The sequence below is a fragment of the Amycolatopsis nalaikhensis genome (assembly GCF_030264295.1).
Lineage (GTDB): Bacteria > Actinomycetota > Actinomycetes > Mycobacteriales > Pseudonocardiaceae > Amycolatopsis > Amycolatopsis nalaikhensis.
This window is the reverse complement of the sequence record NZ_CP127173.1, coordinates 4,183,265-4,208,669: the sequence shown is the minus strand read 5'-3', so window position 1 is coordinate 4,208,669 and position 25,405 is coordinate 4,183,265. Positions and strand designations below refer to the sequence as shown.

Below are 25,405 nucleotides of genomic sequence, written 5' to 3'. Positions count from 1 at the left end.
GTTGCTATCCCCTGACCTCTGCCGTGGTCAGGTCCGCGGGGTCGATCCAGTCCGTGGTGTCGATGCCGTGGCGTTCGGCCAGGTCGAGGAGATCTTTGATGCGGGCGATGTGCAGGTAGATCTCGTAGTCGTGCTCGGCTTCCCGCGCGGCTGCCAGCTTCTCCTGCGCGCCCAGAACACGACCTCGCAGCACGGTCACGAACTCACTCATCGTCCTCGCCTCTTCCCGTCCTTGATGCCCGGTGTGGGCGAGCCCGTCCTGTCCACGCCGACCTTTCTATCGTCTATGCAGTTAAAGAAGTTTGCAAGTCTTAACTCGTGCGAGAATGCACACACCGAGCGCTGGAGGACACGCCGCATTCGCTGCGTGCGTTAGAGGTCGTTGCCAGCGTAGGAGAGGTTGAAGCTCTTGTTGGTCAGCGGGAAGTCCGGCACGATCGTGTCGGCCAGCGCGACCGGCAGTGCTGGCCAGTTGAAGAAGCTGGGGTCCACGATCTTCACCCGCGACAACGTGCCGTCGGTGGTGATCTCCACGCGGTGCACGATGGTGCCGCGCCAGCCCTCAACGATCCCTACCCCCGACCGGGTCACTCCGCCTGGCCGGTCCACGCTGGAGGTGAAGGGCCCGGTCCGGCCCGCGAGTTCACCGGCCAGGTAGGTGATCACCCCGATCGACTGAGCGATCTCCTCGGCGCGCACCAGGAACCGGGCCAGCACATCCCCGTCGGTGCGGGCGTGCTCGACGCGGGGAAAGTCTCCGTCCAGAAACGGGTGGTCGTGGCGGGCATCGACGGCCAGGCCGCTGGCGCGGGCCACATAGCCCAGCGTGCCCAGGTCGCTCGCCTGGGCGGTGGTGAGGATCGCGGTGCCGGTGAACCGGTCGGCGACGACGGTGTTGCTCAGGGCGAGGTCGACGATCTCGGCGACGTCAGCGCCGATCGCGGCCAGCTGATCAAGGTCGGGCAAGGTGCGGACGCCCGCGCCTCCGGGGCGGATCGCGCCGCGCAGCAGTCGGTGACCGGTGACGTCGTCGTTGATCCGCAACAGCTGTTCGCGGACGCGCTGGGCATGGGTGTTGAGGAGGGAGTGGCCGACGTCGTTGCACAACGCGCCGAGATCGGTGACGTGGTTGTAGAGCCGTTCCAGCTCCAGCAACATCGCGCGCAGCCGCAGCGCGTCCTGTGGTAAAGGGATGCCGCAGGCATCCTCAACGGCCTGGCAGAACGCGAGACTGTGCCCGACCGCGGTATCCCCACTGACGCGCTCGGCCAGTTCGATCGCCAACTCCGGACGGCGCCCCTGGAACAGTTTCTCCAGTCCTTTGTGGACGAACCAGAGGCGGGCCTTGAGATTGAGGATGGTCTCGCCGACGACGGAGAAGCGGAAGTGACCGGGTTCGATCATCCCGGCGTGCACCGGGCCGACGGGGATCTCGTACACCCCGGTTCCTTCGACGGTGCGGAACGGGTAGGGGCCGTCGACATCGCCGAACTCCGGAGGGTCGCCGGCGGCGCTCAGCATCGGGTACCAGCCCGCCGGCCAGTGGAAGTGGCGGACCAGGCGGCGAGGTAGTGGGTGGTCGGTGGGCACGATGCCGAACAGGTCGCGCATCTCGCGTTCGAACCGCCCGGCTGCGAAGGACAACCCGGCCAGGCTGGGCACCCGCGGGTCTGCGGGATCGAGCCGGACGTGCAGTTCGACGCGCCGTTCGGGCCCGGTCGCGGTGAACAAGTACACCGCCCGCAGCGCGTCACCGTCGTCATGCCCGGCGACCAGCGCGAGCCGGTGTCCGTGCTCCAGCAGCGCCTGTGCCCGATCCGGTAGCTCAGCGGCGGCGATGGTGCGGGCAGTGCGGCGATATCCGGCCGCGCTGCTGAACGCCGACGACGGCGCGTTGGTCATGGTGCCCCCGTGACGGTGGTAGCGGCGGTGTGCAACAACGAGGTCAGTGGTCCAGCGGCAATCCCGACGGCGGCACATACCAGCAGCCCGGATACCAGCACGACGGCGACCGTGATCGGCAGCGGCCGGATGGCGGTGGCCGCGCCCGGCCCGTCCGGCGGTGCGCCAAGCAGCATGCGGCTGGTGTGCCCGATGAGGGCGGCGGCGATCACCAGCACCAGGATCAGCGCTGCGGCAGTGACCCAGCCCAAGCCTGCCGCGAACCCTGCTCGGGCGATGCCGAACTCGCTGGCGAACAGGCTGAACGGGGGCAGCCCGATCAGCGCGAGGACCCCGAACCCGAGACACCCCGCCAGCACGGGTTGCCGCGCGGCCAGCCCGCGTACGCCGTCGATGTGGCTCGTGCCGGTGGTTTGCAGTATCCGACCGGCGCTGAGGAACAGCACACTTTTGGCCAGGCCGTGCCCGAGGACGTGCAGCAGCGCCGCGGCGAGCGCCAGCGGGCTGCCTACGGCCGCGCCGAGCGCGACCAGGCCGAGATGTTCGATGCTGGAATAGGCCAGCATCCGTTTGTAGTCCCGCTGGGCCAGCAGCAGCGACGCCGCCACCGCGAGGGATGCCAGGGCCATGACGATCAGCACGGCGCGGGTGAACCCGGTGCCCAGCGCCGCGTCGGCGATGACCTTGACCCGCAGGATCGCGTAGAACGCCACCGACAGCAGCACCCCGGACATCAGCGCGGACACCGGCGCCGGGGCCTGGCTGTGCGCGTCGGGCAGCCACGCGTGCAGCGGCGCGAGCCCGGCCTTCGTGCCGAACCCGACGACGAGCAGCACGACGGCGAGGCGGGTCACCCCCGGGTCCAGATCATGGGCACTACGGGTGAGTGCGGCCAGGTCGAGTCCCGGTGCGCCGGGGGCGTGCTGGGCGGCGAAGTTGAGCAGGAACGTGCCCAGCAGCGCCAGTGCGATGCCGGTGGAGCAGATCACCACGTACTTCCACGCCGCTTCGATCGCCGGGCGGGTGCGTCGCTGCCCGACCAGGAACGCGGTGACGATCGTGGTGGCCTCGACCGCGACCCACAGCACACCGAGGTTCGCCGCCAGCACCGCCAAGGCCATCGCGGCCAGGAACACCTGCACCAGGACGCTGTGCCGGGCCGCGGTCCGCACAGTCGCCCGTCCCGCGTCGATCTCGGCCAGCAGATACGCCGGGGTCGCGGCGGTGGCCAGCAACGCGACCGCGCCGATCACGATCAGCATGAACGCCGACAGCGCGTCGACCCGGATCAGCCCGGCCAGCGCCGTTCGCGGACCGGATGCCGACGTCGTGGCGGCTGTGGTGATCGCGGCAGCCAGCACGAGGGCGGAGGATCCGGCGCTGACCCATCGGGTCGCTGATCGCCACCCGGCCAGCAGGTACACCGCCGCGCCGAGGAGCGGCACGATCACGGGAGCGAGCATCCAGGCGTTCGTCATGAGTCGCGCAGCCTCCGCAGTTCGTCGAGGTCAGCGTCGCCGAAGGTCTCCTGGATACGGGTAGCCAGGATCTGCAGCACCAGCACCGCCAGCAGCACGTCGAGGGACACCCCGAGCTCCACCACCAGACCGGCACCGGACGTGGTCAGGAACCCAACTGCGGTGATCCCGTTGTCCATCAACAAGAACCCGACGAGCTGCGACAGGGCGCGGCGGCGAGTGACGAGCACGAAAAACCCGATCAGCACCACCGTCATCCCGACCGGGATCGCCTGCGTGGCCGCCGACGGCGCCAACGCGATCAGCGGCTGCGACACCGCGTAGGCCAGCATCGTCAGCACGGCCACCGATAGCAGTGATGCGGCCACGTTGACCAGCGGCCGGGTTTCGCGCCGCGCGTCACCGGCCTTGGCCAGCGCCCGGCGCAGCAGATACGGCAGCACACCGACCCGCAACACCGCGATCCCGGCCGCAACGACACCCAGTTCGACCGAGCTCTCGTGCACGGCCAGCACCGCCACCAGCGCCGTCAACGCCAGTCCCTGCACGGCGAACACCCGGATGATCACCGCGAGCTCGCGGCGCCACACGATGAGCACCGCGGTCAGCAACAGCGCGCCACACGCCAGGTCCAGCATCTGCACGTAGGCGGTGTCACTCACGAAGCCAGTCCTCTGTGGACATTCGCATAGGTCCTTTCGATTCAGGCGAGGAAGAACGACGCGGCGACCGCGAGCAGAGCGAGCAAGAACGACCCGGCGAGCAGCTCGGGTACCCGGAACAGGCGCAGTTTCGCCAGGAACACCTCACCGGCCGCCAGCACGCTGCCCAGGACCGCGACCTTCGCCACCCACGCCAGCACCCCAACGAGGATCGCCACAGGTGCGGCGGAGGTGGCGATGCCCCAGGGCAGGAACAGGTTGGCCAGCAACCCCAGAAACACCGTCAGCCGCATCGCCGACGCGAGCTCGACCAGCGCGAGGTCCGGGCCCGCGTATTCGAGGATCATCGCCTCGTGCACCATCGTCAGTTCCAGGTGCGTGGACGGGTTGTCCACCGGCAGCCGCCCGGTCTCGGCGACGATCACCACGATCAGCGCGACCGCGGCGAGCAGGCTGACCGGGGAGATCACCCGCGCCGGGTCGTATAAGGTCGAGGTGACGATCGAGGTCAGGTTGGTCGATCCGACTCGCACCGACAGCGCGAAGATCGCGACCAGCAGGGTGGGCTCGACCAGCGCGATGATCGTCATCTCCCGGCTGGCGCCCATCCCGCCGAACGCGGTGCCGGTGTCCAGCCCGGCCAGCGCCAGCGCGACCGTGCCCAGTGCGAGCAGCGCGACCACCGCGAACAGGTCCGCCACCGCGACCATCGCGGAGTCGGTGGTCGCGAACGGCGCGACTACCGCGACCACCAGTGTCGTGGTGACCAGCACCAGCGGCGCAAACCGGAACACCTCACTCGTGCCACGCGGCGCGATCCGCTCCTTGCGAAATAGCTTGCGCAGATCGCGCCAGGGCTGCCCGATCCCGGCCCCGGCGCGGCCTTCCAGCTTGGCCCGGACCTGCCGCATCACCCCGACCAGCACCGGTGACGCGGCTACCACGACGACCGGCTGCAACACACCGCCGACGATCCCGAGTGCGCTCACCTGGTCACCGCCAGCAGCAGAAGGAGCCCGCACACGGTGTAGAAGCCGTACCCGAGGTAGCGGTGCACACTTCCGGTCGCCAGCCGCCGGCCTGCCTGTCCCCACGAGTCCAGGGCCGCCAGCACCGGCTCGTAGAGGCGGCGTTCGATCCGGTCTGGCACGCGCCGCCGGTATTCCACTGCCTGCACCAGATAGGCGGACTCGCGGTGGTGCGTCACGTCGATGTCGGTTTCGGGTTGCACCACATTGTCGAACACTCGCTGCAGCGGTTCGGCGAACGAGGTCGCGGTGTACTCCATTCGCGCCGACATCGGCCCCGCCCCGCAGTCCCACAACCGCGCGGCCCGCCGTGCCCGGCGGGCCGCGACCAGCCGCACCGCACCGGCCGCCACGAGCACGGCGGCCAGCAGTGTGAGCGTCAGCATCAGCGGGGACAGTGACCCCGCGACGTCGGCCAGCCGCAGGGTGACCAGCCCGGCCACGGCCGGATGTGCTGATCCTGACACCACGCTCGCCGCGGCGGCAACGCCGGGCAGGACCAGCGCGGGTACCAGCGCCAGGACCGCGCAGGCCACGGCGGCCACGCCCATCCCGGCCAGCATCGTGGGTGGGCTCTCGTGCGCGTTCTCGGCGGCGGTACTGCGGGGCCGGGCGAGGAACCCGACGCCGAACGCCTTGACGAATGTCGCCACCGCGAGCCCTGCGGTCAAGGCGACTGCCGCGACCGCCAGCGGCATCGCGATCGCGGTCGCCACTCCCGATGCCGGGAGTCCGTGGATGAGGGCTTGCAGCAGCAGCCACTCGGACACGAACGCCGTCCCGGGCGGCAGCGCGGACCCCGCCAGCGCGCCCCACCCGAACGCGGCGGTCGTCACCGGCATCGTGGCGCGCAGGCCACCGAGCGTGTCGAGGTCGCGGCTGCCGGTCGCGTGCAGTACCGACCCTGCTGCGAGGAACAGCAGTGTCTTGAACGCCGCGTGGCCGATCACGTGCAGCAACGCCGCCGCCAGCGCCAACGCCGCCAGCATGTGGTCACCGGACGCGGCGAACAACCCGGCCGCGCCGACACCGACCAGCACCAGCCCCATGTTCTCCGTCGTCGAGTACCCCAGCAGCCGTTTCAGGTCAGTGCCCATCGCGGCTTGCAGGATCCCGTACACCGCTGAGAGCGCACCGAGGGCGAGCACCAGCAGCCACCACCATCGCGGGCCGCCGCCGAGCAGGTCGGATCCGACCCGGACGATCCCGTACACGCCGAGGTTGACCATCGCCGCCGACATCAGCGCCGACACATGACTCGGCGCCTCCGGGTGGGCGCGGGGAAGCCACGCGTGCAGCGGCACGATCCCGGCTTTGGACGCGAACCCCGCCAGCGTCAGCACGAACACCAGCCCGGCGGTGGCAGGCGATAGATGCGCCGAGGCCTCGCGCAGCGCGGGAAACGAGTCGCTGGTGGCGTGCCCGGCCAGCAACAGAAGTCCGATGAGGATGGTCACGAACCCGAGGTGGGTCATCACCGCGTACCACCGGCCCGCACTCGCCACATTAGGACGGCGTCGGTGCTCAGCGAGTACCAGCAGCAGCGATGTCAGCGCCATCAGCTCCCAGCACACCAGCAACGTGCCCACGCTGGAGGCGACCGGTACCAGCAGCATCGCCACCACGAATACCGGGAACACCGCCTGGACCAGCCGGGAATCCAGGCCGTGGCGGGCATAGGAGATGCCATAGATTCCGGTGGCGACTGCGACACCGCCGGTGACCGCCACGAAAAGCCCTCCGAGGGCGTCCATCGTGAACGAGACCCCGGACAGGGGCAGGAACGCTGGCAGGGCAAGGGAAAAAGACTGACCGGCCAGCGCGGCGGTACCCGCCGTCACACCGGCAAGCCCGGTGAACGCCATTCCGGCGCCCACCACCGCCGAGCGCACCCGCTGCGGCACGACCAACGCCGTGACTGCGCTGAGCATCCCCGCAGCCGTGGCCACCGCGAAGCCAACAGCAGCAACATTCATCGACCGGTCAGCTTCCGCAGTCCCTCGACGATCGCCTCCGGCCGCGGTGGGCAGCCTGCGATTTCCAGATCCACCGGCACGACGTCGGACACCGCGCCGGCCAGCCCGTAGGCCCCGGCGAACGCGCCGCAGTTCCGAGCGCAATCACCGACCGCAACCACCAGGCGGGGCGCGGGGGTCGCCTCGTATGTGCGCCGCAACGGTGCCGCCATGTTCCGGGTTACCGGACCCGTCACCAGCAGTGCATCCGCGTGTCGCGGTGAGGCGACCAGGCGCGCGCCGTAACGTTCGGCGTCGTAGACAGGTCCGAACGCCGACCCGATCTCCACTTCGCACCCGTTGCACGAACCGGCGTCGACGTGCCGCACCTGCACCGAACCGCCCAATGCTGCGGCGCCTGCGGGCATGGCGCCGCTCGGTCGAGGTGGCGCGGGCTCGGCCACCCGGCCGGTCCGGCGGATCTTGCGCCACACACTCAGCACGCGCTGCTCCTGACTGTCATTCTCAAGAAGGGTGCGCTCACCCCGCCTGGACGACTGAGCGGGAGACCAGGCGGGGTGAGCGCGGCTCATGCGCTCCGCGAGTTCGACGTCGACGGAGGCGGCCCTGCCGACGCCGCCGGTGCACGCAGGTCGTCGAGCAGTTCGATCTGACCGGTGAGCACCCCGGTCAGGATCTGCCGCGCGACCCGGAGCAACTCGGCCACATGGGGGCTGGTCAGCGAGTAGTAGACGGTCGAGCCTTCCTTGCGGGTCACGACCAGGCCGGCGCGGCGCAGCACGGCCAGTTGCTGGGACAGGTTTGCCGCTTCGATCCCCACCTCAGGCAGCATTTCGGCCACGGCGTGCTCGCGTTCGCTGAGCAGCTCCAGCACCCGGATCCGCGCGGGGTGTCCCAGGGTCTTGAAGAACTCGGCCTTCGCTTGGTAGAGGGGTCTGCTCACGGACGCTCCTCCTCACGCACGTGCCACCCTGGCATCGTGTTCAACACTTGCTAACCTTAGCAAGTCTGAAATCCTATTGTGCACCGAGTGGACCGCATCGAGAGGCATGAGATGCGCGAACCGACCGTCGCCGATGTCATGCCCGAACTCGACTTCGCTTGCGGGCTGGGCACTTTATCCCTGCTGGAAGGTGACGTGGTGGCCGGTGCCGCATCGCTGCGACCGGTCAACGGCTACCTCCCCGTTCCCCGCATCCCACCGGCACCCGACGCCGCCTTGCTCGACACCTACGAGCTGAGCGACGCCGAGCAGATGGCGTGGTGGCGCGACCGGCTGGCCCGCGTCCGGGGCGAACTCGATCGCACCCACGCTTCCGACTGAAACAGCAGGGCTGGCCGCGGCGGTCTGGACCGGTGACGTTTCGGTGGCCCACCGGATGGTCAGAAAGCTGCGGGCCGGGACGGTCTGGGTCAACGACTACGGCACGCTCGATCCGTCGCTTCCGTTCGGCGGGTTCAAAGGAGTCGGGCCATGGCAGGGAACTGGGTGCGGCGTCGATGGAGCTCTACACCGAGACCAAGTCCGTGTGGATGCACCTCGACACGGTTTGACGGGGTCACGTTCGAGGCGGAGGGCGGTGTCGCGGACACCCGCCGAGGAGGACACGATCGTCGGTCACGAGTTCGTCGGTGTCGTGGAATCCGTGGGCGAGGGCGTGCGGCGGGTCGAGCCCGGGATGCGTTGCCTGGCGTCGATGTTCACCGCGTGCGGGCGCTGCCCGAGCTGCGTCGCCGGCAACCACCTCGGTTGCGACCGCTATGCGCTGTTCGGCTACGGTGACTTGTTTCGGAGGCCTGGACGGGGGCAGGCCGAGTACGTCCGTGTCCCGATCGCGGACATGACGCTCTTTCCGGTCCCGGACAACCTGACCGACGAGCAGGTGCTGTTCGTCGGTGACGTCCTCGCCACCGCCTACACCGGTTGTGTCGAGGGCCGCATACAGCACGGGCGATCGTCGTGGTGGTGGGTGCGGGTCCGGTCGGCCAACTTGCTGCGAAGTGCGCCCGGCTGTTCGCTCCCGCGCAGGTGTTCGCGGTGGACGTGGTGGCCGACCGTCTCTCGGAAGTGGCCGCGGTCGGGGCGGATGCAGAGGTCGGAGATGGTCGGCAGGCTCGACGGCAAGGTGGCGATCGTGACCGGGGCGGCGCGCGGCCAAGGCGACGCCGAGGCGCGCCTGTTCGCGGCTGAAGGCGCCCGGTTGGTGCTCGGTGACGTCCGCAAGGATCAGTTTGCACGCGCTCGCGGACGAGTTGGGGCACGACGGCAACGACGTCGTCGTCCAGGACTTCGACGTAACCGACGAACTGGCTGGGCATCCGCGGTGCAAATTGCGGAGTTACGGTTCGGCAGGCTCGACGTGCTCGTCAACAACGCGCGGGATATGGAATAGAGATCGTCGAACGGGTGCCCGCGGTGTGCGAGCACACGCCGCACAACATTCGGTACCTGCAAACCAAACAGGAAAAGATGGGTCACCTGCTCGGCCTCACTGGTCGTGGACCGGGCCACCGTCGCCGCGGTCGCCCGCGAGCTGGGCCGCTCCTGGGACACCATCAACACCATCGCCGTCGAGGCCACCACCGAACTGCTCGACGCCCATCCGGCCCGGCTCGAAAACGTGCGGGTGATCGGGGTCGACGAGCACCGCTGGGCCCACACCCGCCACGCCCCAGGCGACGGGTTCGTCACCGTGATCGTCGACCTCACCGAAGTCGTGGAACAGACCGGCCGGGCCCGGCTGCTCGACCTGGTCGAAGGCCGCTCCGCGGCCGCGTTCGCCGACTGGCTGGCCCAGCGCACACCCGAGTTCCGCGCTCAGGTGCAGGTCGTGGCCATGGACGGGTTCACCGGCTACAAGAACGCCGCCACCAGCGCGGTGCCCGACGCAGTCACGGTGATGGACCCCTTCCACGTCGTCGCCCTGGCCGGCGAGAAGCTGGACCTGTGCCGCCAACGCCTGCAGCGGCAGCTCCTCGGGCGCCGTGGCCGCACCGGTGACCCGCTCTACCGCATCCGCCGGGTCCTGCGCACCCGCACCGAGCTACTCACCACCCGCCAACAAGCCCGGCTCGACGCAGTCTTCGCCGCCGACGAGCACACCCCGGTGCAGGTGACGCACTGGATCTACCAGCAGATCATCGCCGCCTACGCCCACCCCGACCCCCGCCACGGCCACACCCTGATCACCCGCGTGATCGACACCATCCGCACCGGCGTCCCCGCCGGGCTCGAGGAGCTCACCACCCTCGGGCGCACCCTGCACCGCCGCCGAGCCGACGTGCTCGCCTACTTCACCCACCGCGCCTCGAACGGCCCCACCGAGGCCATCAACGGCCGCCTCGAAGCACTACGCCGCAACGCCCTGGGCTTCCGCAACCTGCTCAACTACCGCATCCGGTCGCTACTGCACTGCGGAGCCCTTGCACTCTAAATCCGGAAGAGCCGGTATGGCTCGACAGGTCGGCCGACTGTCACCCCACCTTCGGGCGCACCCACCGGTTCGCCGTCAACATCCTGGGCCCGCGCCACGCCAGCCTCGCCGTTCGGTTCGCGACGAAAGGAGGGGACAAGTTCGCCGAGGAGACCTTCGTGGACGGCGTGCTGGGAGCGCCCCGGCTTCCGGATGCGGTTGCGACGGTTGAGTGCGAGGTCGAGGCGCGTTACCCGGGCGGCGACCATACGATCCTGGTCGGCAACGTCCAACACGCTCACCTCGGCCCCGAGACACCAGTGGTCTACGCGCGGAGGAGATTCTTCGACGCCCCGGTGTGACACGAGGAGAAGACGGCAGCTCTTGACGCACGGGAATCGACGCCGACACCGAGGCTACCTCCACAGCCACGGTGCGCTATATTTGGAATGTCTCCGTTATGGGTTGCGCCACCAGTTGGTCCACCCGAGTATCGTTTTTGGCATATCACGGACATGGCTGGCGTGACGATCGAGTAACGCGACGTCGGAAAACCTGAGACAAGCAGTCTACCCCTGCTGACTGATGACCGAGTCCGGCAGCTGGACTGATTTCGTCTGGAGGTATTCTTCGAGCCCGGCGCGACCGAGTTCGCGGCCGATGCCGGACTTCTTGTAGCCACCGAATGGTGCGCGTGGGTTGTAGGCGGCGCCGTTGATGTCAAGCTGCCCGGTCTGTATCCGGCGGGCGAGGGCGATCGCGCGCCGGTGGTCCGCCGACCAGATGGCGCCGGAGAGCCCGTACATCGTGTCGTTGGCGATCCGGAGTGCCTCGTCGTCATCGCGGTAGCTCATGACGGCCAGTACTGGTCCGAAGACTTCCTGTTGCGCCAGTTCGGAGTCGCTGTGCACGTCGGCGAGCACGGTGGGGGCGATGAAGTAGCCTCGCTCGCGTGCGGGCTCGGGGCCGCCGGTGACGAGTCGGGCTCCGTCCGCGACGGCACGTTCGATGTACCCGCGGACGCGTGCTTGCTGGGTCTGTGAGGCCAGCGGGCCGAGTCTGGTCGCTGGGTCGAACGGGTCTCCGACGGTGTAGCGTTGCGCGGCTTGGCGGGCGAGCAGGAGCGCCTCGTCGTAGCGTGATTCGGGCACGAGCATCCGGGTCCATGCCGCGCAGGTTTGGCCGGAGTTGAGGAATGCGTTGCCCACGCCGACTTTGACGGCGGTGTTGAGGTCGGCGTCGTCGAGGATGATGTTGGCGGACTTTCCGCCGAGTTCGAGGCATACCTTCTTAATGGTGTCCGCGGCGATCGAGGCGACGCGCCTGCCGGTCGCCGTCGAACCGGTGAAGGAGACGAGGTCGACGCCGGGATGACCGGCTACCGCCTCGCCGACCTCTGGTCCGTATCCCGTCACCAGGTTCAGGACTCCCGGCGGTAGGCCGGCCTCGTGTGCCGCCTCCACGAACTGGTACACCGACAGGGGCGCCACCTCGCTTGGCTTGAGGACGACGGTGCAGCCCGCCGCGACAGCCGGCATCACTTTCGCGACCACCTGATACAGCGGGTAGTTCCACGGTGTGATAGCCCCGACCACTCCGTAGGGCTCCCGGATCACCAATGAGTTGCCGACCTGCTCTTCGAAGTTCGTTTCCTCGAGCAGGTCCCGATAGCTGCTGGCGATCGCCATGGGCACGGCGGTCTGCACACCGCGCTGCACCTTCAGCGGCGCGCCGATCTCCTGTCCGATGGTGGTGGCGATGTCCGGCAGTCGGGGCTCCAGTGCCGCGACCAGCCGGGCCACCCGGTCCCGGCGCTCGGCCATGGACACACCGGGATCGAACGCGTTCCGCGCCGCTGTCACCGCACGGTCGACGTCGTCGACGGTTCCGGCCGGCACGTGTCCGATGACCTGCTCGGTGGCCGGGTTGACCACGGCAATGCGGTCTGTCCCGCTGGGTTGCACCCATTGCCCGCCGATGTAGTGACGTGTTCTGTCGTGCTGGTCCAATGCTGCGGCCCTCCCGGTCGGTGGTCGTTGCTGTGGTCTCACATCACGATGCTGGCGCGCACGACCTTGCGGCTGTTCGCCGCGGCGAACGCCGCGTTGATGTCTTCCAGGGGAAACGTCGTGGTGGCGAACTGGTCCAGCGGGAGCCGGTGCTGGTTGGCCGCGAGAAAGGAGAGTGCCTGCCTCAGCGCCGTGGGTTCGTACAGCGAGACGCCGATGATGCTCTTGTTCGCGGTGACCAGTCGGGATGGGTCGGCTGCGTAGGTTTGTCCCATGTTGATGTTGCCGACTTCCAGGTAGCGGCCGCTCTGGGCGAGCATCTTCAGGCCTTCCGGCACCACGGCCGGGGTGCCGGCCACCTCTACCACCACGTCCGCGCCGCCGTCGGTCAACTTGCGCGCCCGCCGGATACGATCCGCCGAATCGGGATGATCAGCGAGGCTGATCACCTCGTCAGCTCCGAATGCGCGGGCCAGTTCCAACCGCTCGGGGACCGCGTCGACCACGACGACCTGCGCGGCCCCGCGGGCACGGGCAATCGCCGTCGCGAACAGCCCGAGCCCGCCGGCCCCCTGTATGATGACGCGTTCGCCGAAGCTCAGGTCGGCTCGCTCCAGTCCGTAGATCATCTGCGACAGCGCACAGTTGACCCCCGACACCACTTCGTCAGGCAGCGTGTCCGGCACGGTGTAGAGCACCGCGCCGGCGGGGAGCAGAAAGTAGTCACCGTAGCCACCAACGAAGTAGGGTGGTCTGTTGGCGTCGCCGAGCATGGCCATCGTCAGCTTCTGACAGGACACGCGCCGTCCCGCCAGGCAGCTCCGACACCGGTGGCAGGGAAAGAAGTAGGGGAACACCACCCGTGTGCCCGTCTGCACCGGCGCGCCGTTGGAGTCTTCGGTGACTCGTTCGCCGGTTGCGGCCACCGAACCGACCATCTCGTGGCCGAGCACGGTTGGTAGCGTGCCGCCGAGCCCGCGGGTGACGAACGAACCGTGCCAGGCGTGCAGGTCTGAGCCGCAGATGTTGGCTCGGTGCACCTTCACCAGCACTTCGTCCGATCCAATCGACGGTAGCGCGACGCGCCGCAGCTCAAATGGCTGCTCGGGTGCGTTGAATTGCGCGATCCGGCCCTCGAACATGTATTACATCCTTTCTCGCCACGCCTGTTGCGGGGCTCGCGGAAACGGGCAACAGGCCTGTTGGCGGCGCGGTCCCGCGGTGAGTCGCAAGGGTTCCGTTTCGCTACACGCCGGGTCCTGGTGAGGAGTCGTTTCTGGGAGCGGTAGTCGGCGGCGGCTGGTGGCCGTGGTACGGCGTGACCGGCGTCGCGGTGGGGTCGAGCGTTCCCGCGGCGATGGCGGCTTCCTGGTGGGCGATCTCCGCTTCCAGCGCTCGATTGTCCCCGCGAGCGCGTGCGGCCAGTGAGCGTGCCGCTGTCGGGAGGAGCGTGCAGGCACCGGGTATGTCGGGTCCGTGCTGGCAGCCTGTACCGCCAGGCTGCCGGGCGACGTCGACGGAGGGGGTACCGCGCAACAGCGCACCTCCGAACCGGCGGCGTGCCGGGCGCGCGCACCGCACGCAGCTGGTGGCCGCGGGGATTGGGTGTTCCACCCATGCTTCGTGTCGTGCACGGCACGACGTGCACGAGTATTCGACGAGAACAGCCATGATGTCAGTCGTAGCAAGCGGGCGCGTGCTTGAGCGTCGCCCAGTCCTCGGGATCGTGGGAGATCCACACCGTGGCATCGTGCGCCCTCGCGAGCTGCTTGAGGCGACGGATCGAGCGGACCGCCTGCAAGGTGTTGTAGTCCGACGGCATCGGAAGGTCTTCGGTGAGGGCCTGGCGGAGGTGGACGGTGTCACCGGTGAGCAGGAACGTCTGGTTGGGCAGCCGCACCAGCACGCTAGTGTTGCCGGGGGTGTGACCTGGCATGCGGTGGATGACTATGCTGCCGTCGCCGAACAGGTCATGATCCGTCGAGAGCTGGTTCCATTTCCAGTCACGCGTCGTGTCGAAATCCGCGGTCCGGAAGAAGGGTGTGGCCGCGGGCAACGGCCAGTACGAGTAGGGCAGGTCGCCTTCACCGATGTACAGCTGAGCGTCGGGGAAGAGCCGGATGCCGCCGGCATGGTCGAAATGCGCGTGCGAGACGATCACGTGATCGACGGCCGAGGGCTTGTAGCCAAGCGCCTCGAGTTGCCGGTCCACACGGTCCTCCGGTCCGTAGGCGAGTCCGACGACGTCCGCGAGGTCGCCGTAGACGGCGTGCGGGTCCTCGGCCGCCTCGAACGCGATGCCGGTGTCGAACAGGACCAGCCCCCGGTCGTGTTCGATCAGAAAGGACGGTACCGGAATGGTGACCTGCCCCTGCCCGTTGACGACCATGATGCCGGTGTCGAGTGTGAATTCCGCCCCCGGCAACGCCCACATCCGATTGGCTGTTCCCGTGTTCATGTCGTTTCTCCTTGGTGTCGTCTTTGACATGGTTCCGCGTCAGGCGGTCTTGTCCGTGCTTTGGCTGGCTCCGGCGGCAAGTCGTTGACGGAGCAGCTTCTTGTCGAATTTTCCAACTCCGGTCTTGGGTACCTCGTCGACGAACACGAAGCGGTCCGGCAACCAGAACTTGGGGAACTTCTCACGGAGGAATTCGGTGAGATCGTCGGACGCCACCGGCGAGTTGGTGGCGACGATGGCGATCGGTCGCTCCAGCCAGACCGGATCCGGTGCGGCTACCACCGCGGCCTCCCGGACTTCCGGATGCCCCATGAGTGCGTTCTCCAAATCGACTGACGAGATCCATTCGCCACCGCTTTTGATCAGGTCTTTGACGCGATCGACCAGCGACAGGTAGCCGTTCTGGTCGATGACACCGACGTCGCCGGTGTGGAACCAGCCACCAGCGAAACTGTCCGGCGAACGTGTGTCGTGGTAGTAGGCGCGGGCCACCCAGGGGGAACGCGCGAGGATCTCCCCGGCGTGTTTGCCGTCCCAGGGCAGTTCTTCGCCGTGGTCGTCGACCAGCTTGATCTCCACGAGCGGCATCGGCTGGCCTTGGGTGCCGAGCAGGTGGAACTTTCCCTCGTCGTCGAGGTCGGTGAACTGGCTGGTGAGGGTGGTGAAGGTGAGCAGCGGCGACGCCTCGGTCATGCCCCAGCCCTGGCACACGTGCACGCCGTGTGCTTGCCGCCACCACCGCATCTCGCCGATCGGGGGCGCCTGGCCACCCAGCCACAAGGTGTGCAGCGAGTCGAGAACGTAGGATTGCCGTCCGGATTCGAGTTCCTGGCGCATGAGCATGCCGACCGTCACCGCGGCGACGCAGACACTGACTCGGGCGTGCTCGATGATCTCCAGGTAATGGTGCGGTCGTGGCTGCGCTCCCGGCAACGCCAGCGATGCTCCTTGCAGGGCGCAGGCGTACGGCATGCCCCACGAGTTGACGTGGGACATCGGCGTCACCAGGAGATAGGTCTCCCGCTCGGCGACGCCGATTGCCCCCTGCAGGCACAGGATCAGGGCGTGCAGCACGGTGCTGCGGTGGCTGTACACCACCCCCTTGGGTTCCCCGGTGGTGCCCGACGTGTAGCACATTCCGGCCGGGCTGTCCTCGTCGACATCGGGGAACTCGATCTCCTCGTCGGCGTCGGCGAGCAACTCCTCGTACCCGTAGACCGGTCCCAGCGCGGTTGTCGGCGGCGGGCCATCCCCGAACACGACCACCGCTTTCACATTGGTGAGCCGGTCGCAGATCTGTTCCAGCATCGGCAGCTGTTCAGGACTGACCAGGAGCACGCTGTCCCCAGCGTGTTCGATGACGTACCCGATCTGGTCCGGCGATAGCCGGATGTTGATGGTGTGCAGCACCGCACCCATGCAGGGCACCGCGAAGTAGGCTTCGTAGTGCTGGTCGGTGTTCCAGCCCAACGTGCCCACCCGGTCACCGGTGCGTACGCCGAGCCTGCTCAGCGCGTCAGCCAGCCGACGAACTCGTTTCCCGAATTCGGCGTAGGTATAGCGGCGGTAGCCGTCGTCACGCCGCGTGATGATCTGTTTGTGCCCGAAGAGCCGTTCCGCGCGCCACAACAGCGTTTTCAGTTGCAGCGGCCGGTCCATCATGAGACTGTCCACGCAGCTCTCCCTTCGAATTCGGTGCCGGGTGTACCGGACTTCCGCCTCGCTGTCAGGCGGAAAGCCGGGCGAAGTCCCGGGCGTAGTAGACAAGGGGGGTGTGGTCGCGCAGCCGCACGTTGACCGCTTCGCCGATGAGGATCAGGTGATCGCCGGCGGGGTGGCGGGCCTCCGCCCGGCACACCAGGGAGGCCACCGCCTGTGGCAACACCGGCAGACCGTCGGCATCCGTGTCGAACTCGTCACCGGCGAACTTGTCCGCCCCCTTGGTGGCAAACCGTTTCGCCAGGGGAGCATGCTGTTCGCCGAGGATGTTGACGACCCACTTGCTTGAGGTGCGGAAGGCCCGGTAGCTGTCGGCGGAGACGGCCAGGCAGGCCAGCACGAGCGGCGGTTCCGCGGATACGGAGCAGAAGGCGCTCGCGGTGAATCCCCACCTTGCTCCGTGGTCGTCGGTTGTGGTCACGATGGTGACTCCGCTGGGGAACCGGGACATCGCTTCGCGAAACTGCGCTGCGAACGTCTCATGCGCCGGAGGGCCCTGTTGGCCGCGTGCGGTGGTCTCGGTCATGGCTGCGATTGCTCCCGGGCGGTTGTCCGCGTGCCGCAGGCCGGATCCAGCTGGTGTCCCAGCCGGTCTCGTTTGGTCATCAGGTAGTCGGCGTTGTGCTCGCCGGCCGTGACGATGAGCGGTACGCGCGACGCGATCGTGATGTCGTAGCCCGAAAGGCCCGAGTATTTGGCCGGATTGTTGGTCATCAGGCGAATCGAGTGGACGCCGAGGTCGGCCAGGATCTGAGCCCCCACACCGTACTCGCGGCTGTCCACTGGCAGGCCAAGGGCCAGGTTCGCGTCGACGGTGTCCAATCCCTGGTCCTGCAGGGTGTAGGCACGGAGCTTGTGCCCGAGCCCGATGCCGCGGCCTTCCTGACCTCGCAGGTACACCAGGACGCCGCTGCCTGCCTCGGCGATTTCGCGCAACGCCTGGCGTAGTTGTTCTCCGCAGTCGCAACGCGCCGAACCCAGGAGGTCGCCAGTGAGGCACTCGGAGTGCACGCGGACGAGGACCTCGTCGCGGTGCGCGACGTCCCCCGCCACGAGGGCGAGGTGCTCGGTGCCGTCGAGCAGGGAGGTGTAGCAGAACGCGTCGAAGGTGCCGTAGGGCGTGGGCAACGGTGCCTGCGATGTGCGTTCGACGAGGCGCTCGGTGCGCTGGCGGTAGCGGATCAGATCCGCGATGGTGAGCACGATGAGCCCGTGACGTCGGGCGAAGGCGGCCAGCTGTGGTCTGCGGGCCACCGTGCCGTCGTCGTTGACGATCTCAGCGAGCACGCCGGCGGGTCGCTTCCCGGCCAGCCGCGCCAGGTCTACTGCGGCCTCGGTGTGCCCAGCCCGTTTGAGCACGCCGCCGGGCCGGGCGCGAAGCGGGAAAACATGACCGGGCCGGGTGAAGTCGTCCGGACCGGCCGCCGGGTCGCTCAGTGCCCGAATGGTCGACGCTCGGTCTGACGCGGAGATGCCGGTGGTGGTGCCCTCGCGCAGATCCACCGAGACGGTGAACGCGGTGCCACGGGGGTCGTCGCCCATGGCCACCATCGGCTCCAGGCGGAGTTGGTCCAGCCGCTGCCCGTCCATGGCCACACAAGCGAGGCCGCTCGTGTGGCGCACCAGGAAGGCCATCTGTGCACTGGTGACGGTCTCCGCCGCGACGATCAGATCACCCTCGTTCTCGCGATCCTCATCGTCGATCACGACGACGAACTCGCCCCGGGCGAAGGCGGCCACCGCCGCGCGCACCGCCGTGTCACCCTCTTCGGTGTTCTGGGAGCCGGACATCTGGATCGGCCGCGCGGGCCGCTCGTGACATTGCATCTGTCGCATTTGTCGACACCGTTTCACTCTGGGAGCTTGGGCTCGGATCGTTTGACACCTGTTTTCCGCTTGGCGCGCAGCGCCGCCAACGTCGCGGCCGAGTCCTCCGTGGACTGCACGACGGCCATGTGTGAGGCGATCATGTTCAAGTGCGTTCGCACGTCCAGGTGCAACGACTCGTATGTCGCACGCTTGATGAAGCCGACCGCCACCGGGGGCAGCGCTGCGAGGCGGGCAGCCAGTTCGTAGGTGCGGGTGAGCAATTCGCCGTCGGGGTAGCAGTGGTTGGCGAGTCCGATTCGCTCCGCCCTCGGGCCGTCTACCACGTCGCCGGTGAGCAGGAGTTCGAGTGCGCGGCCGACGCCGACCAGCCGGGGAAGCCACAGGCAGCCACCATCGCCTGGGATGAGGCCCGCGTGAATGTAGCCTTCGCTCAACCGGGCTGATTCGCTGACCAGACGGATGTCGCACATCAGCGCCATGTCCAGACCGGCGCCCACCGCCGTTCCCTGTACCGCCGCGATCACCGGCTTGTCCAGGTCCTCCAGGGCACGTGCCACCCGGTGTACCTCGTCGGTGAGCATCCGCCGGCGCGACAGCGGCGCCGGATCCACGGAGGTCAACTCATCGAGGTCGATACCGGAGCAGAACGCGCCGCCCGCACCACGCACCACCACCACCCGCACCTGATCGTCCTTGGCCGCCTCGTGCAGCGCGTCCGCCCAGTGACGCACCATCTGAAGGGTGAAGGCGTTCTTCCGCTCGGGGCGGTTGAGCAGAATGGTGGCGACCGCGTCAGCCCGGGAGTACTCCAGGTCAGCCATTTGCGCGCACCTCCGTCGGGTCGGTCACAAGCGTCCACAGATCTGGTGCGGCGCAGGCAGCCGCGCCGAGTTCCCGCTCCCAGAACCGCTCGTTGCCGAACTCGTCGCGCCATGACCACAAGCGGGTGGTGATCAGCCGCAACGGGTGCTCGTCGGTGAAGCCAAGCGCGCCGTGTACCTGATGGGCCAGTCGCGCCATCACGCCCGCGGCACGACTGCCCTGCGCCTTGGCCGCTGCCGTGAGGATCCAGTCCGGTTGCTGACCAGCTGTGGCGGCCGACATCGCGACCGTGGTGCTGGCCGCCGCCTCCCCGGCCATCGCCGCGAGGTGATGGCCGACGGCCTGGAACCGGGAAATCGGGCGGCCGAACTGCTCCCGCTGCCCGGCGTAGGTGATCGTCGAATCGAGTGCGGCTTCCATGGCCCCGCTGAGCAGCAGTGCCCGGCCAAGCGCACCGCGAACCCGAAATGCCCTGCCGGAAATCGTGGCGTCCACTTCGGTGACGTCCTCGCCCGGCACGAAAGTGTCCTGCAGCAGCAAAGTATCCCGGGGCTCTCCGGCCAGGTTACGGCCACGTTCCCACGCTTCCCTCGGCGAGTTCAGGATCGCCACCAGCGGCTCGGCACGGTCAAGCAGCACCGCGACCCGCTCGGCCAGGTGGCCGTAGGGAACCCTGGACAGTTTCCCCGTCAACCGGTACCCCCCGGGGCATCGGTCGACTGCCATGTCCGTGGGCGCCGACGCGGTCAGCGGACCGGTCGGAACCGTCCGGCTGGCCGCAGCCAGTAGCCACCCTGCCAGTAGCGCCGTCTCCGCCAATGGCACCGGCACCGCGGCGCGTCCGATCTCGTGCAGCACGACCGCGGCCTCGGCCAGCCCCGCCCCGGCCCCGCCAGAGGACTCGGGCACCGGCAGCATGGTGAACTCCGCCTTTGTCAAGGAGTCCCATACCTCGTCTGCCCACCCGCCTGAGTACTGGGCTGCGGCCTCCGGCGTCCACTCCGAGCAGATCTGAGCCGCGGTCGCCGCGATCGCTTGCAACTCCTCGTTCATGCGCGCTCCAACGCCTTGGCGACGACCCCGCGCAGGACCTCGTTGGTGCCACCGCGCAGGGTGTATCCGGGGGAATGAAGCAGACCGCGAACCAGGTGGCCGGTGAACGTGCCCGGCGCCGCGTCCGGATCCGGCATCTCGTCGGCGAGCATCCGCGCCCGCTCGGCCACCTCCTGTTCGAACCGGGTGCCCAGATCCTTGACCAGCGCGGCGGCCACGTCGGCGGGTTTGCCCGCCGCGAGCATTCCGGCGACAGACAACGACAACTGCCGCAGGGTGAGCAGGCGGGACGTGAGCGCGCCGATCTCGGCGACCGCCGCCGGGTCTCGGTCCGCGCGTCGGCGTACCTCGGAGACGAGCGCGGCCAGCAGGGGGAAGGTGGTGAGCAGGCGTTCCGGTCCGCTGCGTTCATAACCCAGCTCAGAGGTGACCTGGCCCCAACCGCTGCCGATCTCACCCAGCACGTACCGATCCGGGACGAACACTCCGTCCAGCCGTACCTCGTTGAACTCGTGCTCACCGGTGAGCAGCCGGATCGGCCGTACGGTGACACCCTCGGCACGCAGGTTCACGATGAACTGGCTCAGCCCGGCGTGCCGATCTCCGGTATCCGGTGCGCTTCTGGCGAGCACGAAGAACCACTGCGCCCGATGTGCTCCGCTGGTCCACACCTTCGTCCCGGTCAGCCGCCAACCGCCAGCCACTCGGACCGCTCGTGTCCGCACGGAAGCCAGGTCGGAGCCGCTGTCAGGTTCGCTCATGCCGATGGCGAAGTAACAGCGTCCCGCCGCGATCTCAGGCAGGAACTCCGCCCGCTGCTGTTCGCTGCCGTAGCGCAGCAGCGAGGGCGCCGTCTGGCGGTCAGCAATCCAGTGCGCCGCCACCGGGGCCCCCACGGCGAGGAGCTCTTCAAGTACCACCTGCCGATCCAGCACCGTCCGTCCCTGCCCGCCGTACCGGCGCGGAATGGTCATGCCAATCCACCCGTGCTCGGCCAGCCGCCGGGAGAACGGCTCGTCCCAGCCGGTCAACCAGGAGTCACATTGTGGGGTGAACGCACCTCGCCGGATCTCGGAATCGAGAAACGTACGTATTTCGGCCCGGAGCGGTTCCAGACCGGGCGGAACCCGCACCACATCTATCGGTAGAACGCGGCTGCTCATCAGTGTCTCCTGTTGTGACAGAGGGATCCGCCGCCGCGGCCGGTCGGCGAGGGGAATGGTCCGGCCGCGGCGGTCACGTGCCTCACAGCCAGTTCGGAGCGATCTCGGAGGCCCACAGCTCGATGCTGCGCATCTGCACGTCGTGCGGCACCGGGCCGGGGTACTGCCACTGCAGCAGATACTCGGGGTCGTGCTGCGACACCAACTTCTCGATCTGGCGGTTGATGTCGTCAGGCGTACCGACGAACTCGAAACCACGCTCACACAGGGTGTCGTAGTCGGACCCGATCTGGCCGGTCTCGCCGGGATTCCGCATCACCTCGGCAAAGCCCATCGGCCCGAACCAGTTCGGGAAGATGAAACCATTACCGCGTCGGGCCCAGTAATGGGCCTCATCGGCGTCTCGTGACACCAGCACGTCGCGGAAGATGCCCACCCCCTCCCCGCGCTTGAGCGCTCCGCGACCCGCCGCCTCGGCCTCCTCCTGATACACGTCCAGCAGTCGAGAAATGACCTCGTTATTGGTGTTCATCACGATCGGGACGATGCCCTCGCGGGCGCAGAACCGGAAGGACTCTTCGCTGAAGCTGAACGGCTGGAACACCTGCGGCCACGGCTTCTGGTACGGCTTCGGGGCGATGCCGACCTCGGTGATCACGCCCTGATCGTCCTGGCCACCGCCAAAAGTATTCACCGCTTCGTGATTGAAATCGATTCCCGGCGGCGGAACCTGCCAGTTCTCAGTCTTCAGAGACGTTGTGCGCTCGCTCCACAGCGCCTTCATGATCTCCCAGTGCTCGTTGAACCGCTGGCGGTTGGCCACATCGCGTTCCGATTTGTCGGAGAACGTGGCGCCGACGTGGTAGGTCTGCCCGAGCACGTCCGCCCACCGCTTCTGATAGCCCCGGGCGATCCCGATGAAGGAGCGTCCGCCCGTCATCTGGTCGAGCATCGCGAGGTCCTCGGCCAGCCGAATCGGATTTTGGAACGGCAGCACGTTCGCCATCTGCCCGACCTTGATCCGCTTCGTCTGCATCGCGATGTACAGATCGAGCAGGATCGGGTTGTTCGACTCCTCGAAGCCTTCGATGTGGAAATGGTGCTCCGTAAACGCGACACCCCAGTACCCGAGATCGTCAGCCAGCTGCGCCTGCTTGGTGATCTGGAAGAGCATGTTCTGGTAGTTCTTGTCGTTGACCCCTGCGAAGCCCTTCTTCAGCTGGTCATAACTACCCACGGCCGGCAGGTAGAACAAAATCTCCTTCATAAACTACTCCTCACATCGGTTAAACTGGTCAAGCCCGGCTTCGGTAGACCACGAAGGGGTTCCCGCTGGGATCCCGCAATACCGCCCGAATCTCGTGCGCCCCCTCCACCGGCCCGGACAACACGGTCGCACCGGTCGCCAGCAGCCGGGATACCGCAACCGAGACGTCCTCGCTCCGGAACACAGGCAGCGCCGTCTCCGGCACGGGATGGTTTGCCGGGGTCGCCAAGGCGAGCTTTATCGACCCAGCGGAGAGTTCGGCATAGACGTCCCGATCCCGCATCCGGACAGCGAGCCCCAATCCATCTTGGTAAAAGGCCAACGACCTTTCCAGATTGGATGCGGGGAGCAGGATAGACCGCAATTCACACTTCGAATCAGACACAACACTCCATTCGTCCGAACTCCATTCGTCCGATCACGCGAGGTGGGTTGAGGTTTCACCTGTGGAAACAGATTGTTACCCGCCATGTGGACGAGGACGGCGTATCAATGTGAGACAACGGCCATGCTTCGTGTCTGGTCGAGCGGGGCGACCGCGTGTTTTCGCAGCGTGTCGGGCACATGATGGCCGAAGGCAGGTCAACGACCTCTGGACCCGGCACGCTCAAGGCGAGTCAAGCTAAGGTGACCTGTGTCTCAAAATGAGACACTCGGGCCAACGGGGTTCCGGCCTACTCTGGTTGGACGAACACGTCACACCCCGTGGACGATGGAGTGCAGGCAATGGAGCCCACCTCAGTCGCACCCGGTGGCCGTGCCTCAGGCGGCACGGCCACACCTGAGGCACGCCACGAGCCTCCGCAACTCTCCGTACGTGCCGAGATCGCGCTGTCATGGCGCCGGTCCGCAGCCTGCGGGATCGCCCCTGACAAGAAGGCTGAACTGCCCTACGACCCGGACTTCGACAGTGACAGCCGACTGCTGAGGGCGGCCACGCCGGTGGTGGATCGTCTCGCCAGTTCCCTGGCCGACACCCCCACCAGCATCCTGCTCGCCGACCGGCAGGCGCGGATTGTGCGGCGCTGGGTTGGCGAGAAGCCGCTGTACAGCGCACTGGACAACGCGGACGCAGCCCCTGGGTTCGCGTTCGCGGAGGAGTACGCCGGCACCAACGGGTTGGGCACAGTCCTGGAGGAAGCTCGAACGGTCGCGGTTCGCGGCGAAGAACACTACGCGGACTTCCTTCGCCACCTGTCGTGCGTTGGGGTCCCCATCCACAACCCCGTCACCCGAGCGGTCGAGGGAGTTCTCGACATCACCTGCCTCGCGGACGACTACAATCCGCTCATCCCCGCTCTACTCTCCGAATCGGTACAGCACATCGAAACCCGGTTGAGCCACCTGTCGTCCCCCGCCGACGTCGCCCTCGTCGAGGCGTTCACCCTGGCCCGCCGTCGGCATCGAGGCGCCATACTCGGCCTCAACACGAACATGATCCTCACCAACCCCATCGCCAGCGGCAATCTCACTCCTCACGACCAGGCGGTACTCTGGGACGCGTCCACGCGGTTGGCCCGTAACCAGCGCTCCGAAGTAAGTGTCGACCTCACGCACGGGCGGTACCGTGTCCGGTGCCAACCCGTCACGACCGCAGCCCACCACCCGGCCGGGGTCGTGTTGTACCTCGATCCGATCCGGTCTCGCCACGTCAGCGCGGGCTACCCCCCATCCGTGACGGCCACCAGCACCGGCAGCACACCTCCACCGGGACGCAGCCCACAGTGGCGCCGCGTCATCAAGCGTATCCAGGAAGTGGCTCAGCTTTCCGATCCGGTAGCGATCACCGGCGAGCCGGGCACCGGCAAGCTCTACCTGGCCGAGTATCTGCATGAACTGTCCAGCCCGGCGCGGGGACTGCGCGTCTTCAACGCCGCCGACCCCTCTGAGGCCGCGACCAAGGACCTGATCATCCGGGTCAACGAAACCCTCGAGCAGGGTGACAACGTCATCGTACGGCGAATCGAATACCTGCCGACGCAGGCGCAGGCGCAGTTGCGGGCCCTTGCGGCGACCAGCCCCCCGTCCGCGCCGACAACCGGACGACTCATCGTCACCGCCCAAACGACTTCTCACACCCATGAGCGGCTCGAACAAGCCCTCGCGTCCTACCCGCACCACCTGTGGGTACCGCCGCTGGCCCAGCACACCGAGGACATCGCCGACCTGACGCCGGTCCTGCTCACGCAACTCGCCGGTCAATCCACCGCACACTGCAGCCTGCCAACGCTCCAAGCGCTGATGCGTAGCCCATGGCCGGGCAACATCGCCGAGTTACGAGACGCCCTTGCCGCCGCACTCAACGCCAGCGATGGCCAGGAGATCCAACCGCACCACCTACCGACCTGGGTGCTCAAGCGTGCACACCAACGACGACTATCCGTAATGGAGCAGTCGGAACGCGAACTGATCATCGAAACACTTGCCAGCGTCGGCAACAACCGGACCCAAGCGGCGAGAATCTTGGGCATCGGCCGCGCCACCCTGTACCGCAAGATCCGTACCCTCGGCATCTCCACCGCCCAGGAACTCCACATAGGAACGCCAGTGTGAGCGTGAGGGGCCCCGGATCTTCCGGATAGGGGACTGTTCCAAGATCGGCTCTGTCGTACTTCCGGTGGTTGG

Annotated in this window: 23 protein-coding genes and 1 pseudogene; 5 read left to right on the top strand and 19 right to left on the bottom strand. The window is 67.6% G+C overall.

What is annotated here, in order from left to right:
• Positions 1–4 precede the first annotated feature (4 nt).
• The 8 genes from QP939_RS20865 to QP939_RS20830 form a co-directional block, all read right to left on the bottom strand.
• A complete protein-coding gene (locus QP939_RS20865) occupies positions 5–211 on the bottom strand; it encodes a hypothetical protein (RefSeq protein ID WP_285458476.1) in 207 nt (68 codons plus the stop codon).
• A gap of 161 nt (positions 212–372) precedes the next feature.
• Positions 373–1,902 (bottom strand): hydrogenase large subunit, encoded by a 1,530-nt coding sequence (locus tag QP939_RS20860; protein ID WP_285458475.1) that lies wholly within the window; start codon positions 1,900–1,902, stop codon positions 373–375.
• Entirely contained in the window at positions 1,899–3,380 is a 1,482-nt protein-coding gene (locus QP939_RS20855; RefSeq protein ID WP_285458473.1) for a proton-conducting transporter transmembrane domain-containing protein, read from the bottom strand. The genes QP939_RS20860 and QP939_RS20855 overlap by 4 nt, the downstream gene beginning before the upstream one ends.
• Positions 3,377–4,042 (bottom strand): hypothetical protein, encoded by a 666-nt coding sequence (locus tag QP939_RS20850; protein ID WP_285458472.1) that lies wholly within the window; start codon positions 4,040–4,042, stop codon positions 3,377–3,379. Before QP939_RS20850 ends, QP939_RS20855 begins: the two co-directional genes overlap by 4 nt.
• Positions 4,043–4,083: 41 nt before the next feature.
• Positions 4,084–5,031 carry a respiratory chain complex I subunit 1 family protein gene (locus QP939_RS20845; protein WP_285458471.1) on the bottom strand — a complete coding sequence of 316 codons (948 nt, stop codon included), beginning with the start codon at positions 5,029–5,031 and terminating at the stop codon, positions 4,084–4,086.
• Positions 5,028–7,046, bottom strand: coding sequence for a proton-conducting transporter transmembrane domain-containing protein (locus QP939_RS20840; protein ID WP_285458470.1), 2,019 nt, complete (start codon positions 7,044–7,046; stop codon positions 5,028–5,030). Before QP939_RS20840 ends, QP939_RS20845 begins: the two co-directional genes overlap by 4 nt.
• Positions 7,043–7,453: an NADH-quinone oxidoreductase subunit B family protein gene (locus tag QP939_RS20835; RefSeq protein ID WP_285458468.1), complete on the bottom strand. Its 411-nt coding sequence runs from the start codon at positions 7,451–7,453 to the stop codon at positions 7,043–7,045. The genes QP939_RS20840 and QP939_RS20835 overlap by 4 nt, the downstream gene beginning before the upstream one ends.
• 161 nt (positions 7,454–7,614) lie before the next feature.
• Entirely contained in the window at positions 7,615–7,989 is a 375-nt protein-coding gene (locus QP939_RS20830; RefSeq protein ID WP_285458467.1) for an ArsR/SmtB family transcription factor, read from the bottom strand.
• Positions 7,990–8,076: 87 nt separating this feature from the next.
• On the opposite strand from QP939_RS20830, the gene QP939_RS20825 reads away from it, so the two are divergent.
• The 4 genes and pseudogenes from QP939_RS20825 (at position 8,077) to QP939_RS20810 (ending at position 10,821) form a co-directional block, all read left to right on the top strand.
• On the top strand, positions 8,077–8,370 hold the full coding sequence (locus tag QP939_RS20825) for a hypothetical protein (protein WP_285458466.1): 294 nt from the start codon (positions 8,077–8,079) through the stop codon (positions 8,368–8,370).
• 256 nt (positions 8,371–8,626) lie between these two features.
• Complete coding sequence (locus QP939_RS20820; RefSeq protein ID WP_352252684.1) at positions 8,627–9,439, top strand: SDR family NAD(P)-dependent oxidoreductase; 813 nt, start codon at positions 8,627–8,629, stop codon at positions 9,437–9,439.
• 27 nt (positions 9,440–9,466) lie between these two features.
• A pseudogene (locus tag QP939_RS20815) lies at positions 9,467–10,480 on the top strand (ISL3 family transposase); the annotation flags it as partial.
• The gene (locus QP939_RS20810) at positions 10,459–10,821 is read left to right on the top strand and encodes a flavin reductase family protein (RefSeq protein WP_285459800.1); all 363 of its coding nucleotides are present in this window, start codon (positions 10,459–10,461) and stop codon (positions 10,819–10,821) included. The pseudogene QP939_RS20815 and the gene QP939_RS20810, both read left to right, overlap by 22 nt.
• A 207-nt stretch (positions 10,822–11,028) precedes the next feature.
• On the opposite strand, the gene QP939_RS20805 is transcribed toward QP939_RS20810, so the two are convergent.
• The 11 genes from QP939_RS20805 to QP939_RS51830 form a co-directional block, all read right to left on the bottom strand.
• Positions 11,029–12,468, bottom strand: a complete 1,440-nt coding sequence (locus QP939_RS20805; RefSeq protein WP_285458464.1) for an aldehyde dehydrogenase family protein — start codon at positions 12,466–12,468, stop codon at positions 11,029–11,031.
• 38 nt (positions 12,469–12,506) lie between these two features.
• Positions 12,507–13,610, bottom strand: coding sequence for a zinc-binding dehydrogenase (locus QP939_RS20800; protein WP_285458463.1), 1,104 nt, complete (start codon positions 13,608–13,610; stop codon positions 12,507–12,509).
• 533 nt (positions 13,611–14,143) lie between these two features.
• Positions 14,144–14,926: an N-acyl homoserine lactonase family protein gene (locus QP939_RS20795; protein ID WP_285458461.1), complete on the bottom strand. Its 783-nt coding sequence runs from the start codon at positions 14,924–14,926 to the stop codon at positions 14,144–14,146.
• A 39-nt stretch (positions 14,927–14,965) separates the two neighbouring features.
• A complete protein-coding gene (locus tag QP939_RS20790; RefSeq protein ID WP_285458460.1) occupies positions 14,966–16,600 on the bottom strand; it encodes a long-chain fatty acid--CoA ligase in 1,635 nt (544 codons plus the stop codon).
• A gap of 52 nt (positions 16,601–16,652) precedes the next feature.
• Positions 16,653–17,171, bottom strand: a complete 519-nt coding sequence (locus tag QP939_RS20785) for a flavin reductase family protein (RefSeq protein ID WP_285458459.1) — start codon at positions 17,169–17,171, stop codon at positions 16,653–16,655.
• Entirely contained in the window at positions 17,168–18,436 is a 1,269-nt protein-coding gene (locus QP939_RS20780; RefSeq protein WP_434219679.1) for a bifunctional 3,4-dihydroxy-2-butanone-4-phosphate synthase/GTP cyclohydrolase II, read from the bottom strand. Before QP939_RS20780 ends, QP939_RS20785 begins: the two co-directional genes overlap by 4 nt.
• A 59-nt stretch (positions 18,437–18,495) precedes the next feature.
• Entirely contained in the window at positions 18,496–19,296 is an 801-nt protein-coding gene (locus tag QP939_RS20775) for an enoyl-CoA hydratase/isomerase family protein (RefSeq protein ID WP_285458457.1), read from the bottom strand.
• Positions 19,289–20,350, bottom strand: a complete 1,062-nt coding sequence (locus QP939_RS20770) for an acyl-CoA dehydrogenase family protein (protein ID WP_285458456.1) — start codon at positions 20,348–20,350, stop codon at positions 19,289–19,291. Before QP939_RS20770 ends, QP939_RS20775 begins: the two co-directional genes overlap by 8 nt.
• Positions 20,347–21,513, bottom strand: a complete 1,167-nt coding sequence (locus tag QP939_RS20765; RefSeq protein ID WP_285458455.1) for an acyl-CoA dehydrogenase family protein — start codon at positions 21,511–21,513, stop codon at positions 20,347–20,349. The genes QP939_RS20770 and QP939_RS20765 overlap by 4 nt, the downstream gene beginning before the upstream one ends.
• A gap of 82 nt (positions 21,514–21,595) precedes the next feature.
• Complete coding sequence (locus QP939_RS20760; RefSeq protein WP_285458454.1) at positions 21,596–22,780, bottom strand: LLM class flavin-dependent oxidoreductase; 1,185 nt, start codon at positions 22,778–22,780, stop codon at positions 21,596–21,598.
• A 28-nt stretch (positions 22,781–22,808) separates the two neighbouring features.
• Positions 22,809–23,165, bottom strand: coding sequence for a VOC family protein (locus QP939_RS51830; RefSeq protein WP_352251970.1), 357 nt, complete (start codon positions 23,163–23,165; stop codon positions 22,809–22,811).
• Between the two features lie 320 nt (positions 23,166–23,485).
• Here QP939_RS51830 and QP939_RS20755 point away from each other — a divergent pair, with 320 nt between their 5' ends.
• Positions 23,486–25,333, top strand: coding sequence for a sigma-54-dependent Fis family transcriptional regulator (locus QP939_RS20755; protein WP_285458452.1), 1,848 nt, complete (start codon positions 23,486–23,488; stop codon positions 25,331–25,333).
• Positions 25,334–25,405: the final 72 nt, after the last annotated feature.

Bases quoted from the DNA above. Each gene is read 5' to 3' on its own strand.
- QP939_RS20865 (WP_285458476.1), bottom strand. From the start codon at position 211: ATGAGTGAGTTCGTGACCGTGCTGCGAGGTCGTGTTCTGGGCGCGCAG.
- QP939_RS20860 (WP_285458475.1), bottom strand. From the start codon at position 1,902: ATGACCAACGCGCCGTCGTCGGCGTTCAGCAGCGCGGCCGGATATCGC.
- QP939_RS20855 (WP_285458473.1), bottom strand. From the start codon at position 3,380: ATGACGAACGCCTGGATGCTCGCTCCCGTGATCGTGCCGCTCCTCGGC.
- QP939_RS20840 (WP_285458470.1), bottom strand. From the start codon at position 7,046: ATGAATGTTGCTGCTGTTGGCTTCGCGGTGGCCACGGCTGCGGGGATG.
- QP939_RS20835 (WP_285458468.1), bottom strand. From the start codon at position 7,453: ATGCCCGCAGGCGCCGCAGCATTGGGCGGTTCGGTGCAGGTGCGGCAC.
- QP939_RS20800 (WP_285458463.1), bottom strand. From the start codon at position 13,610: ATGTTCGAGGGCCGGATCGCGCAATTCAACGCACCCGAGCAGCCATTT.
- QP939_RS20795 (WP_285458461.1), bottom strand. From the start codon at position 14,926: ATGAACACGGGAACAGCCAATCGGATGTGGGCGTTGCCGGGGGCGGAA.
- QP939_RS20785 (WP_285458459.1), bottom strand. From the start codon at position 17,171: ATGACCGAGACCACCGCACGCGGCCAACAGGGCCCTCCGGCGCATGAG.
- QP939_RS20780 (WP_434219679.1), bottom strand. From the start codon at position 18,436: ATGTCCGGCTCCCAGAACACCGAAGAGGGTGACACGGCGGTGCGCGCG.
- QP939_RS20775 (WP_285458457.1), bottom strand. From the start codon at position 19,296: ATGGCTGACCTGGAGTACTCCCGGGCTGACGCGGTCGCCACCATTCTG.
- QP939_RS20770 (WP_285458456.1), bottom strand. From the start codon at position 20,350: ATGAACGAGGAGTTGCAAGCGATCGCGGCGACCGCGGCTCAGATCTGC.
- QP939_RS20765 (WP_285458455.1), bottom strand. From the start codon at position 21,513: ATGAGCAGCCGCGTTCTACCGATAGATGTGGTGCGGGTTCCGCCCGGT.
- QP939_RS20760 (WP_285458454.1), bottom strand. From the start codon at position 22,780: ATGAAGGAGATTTTGTTCTACCTGCCGGCCGTGGGTAGTTATGACCAG.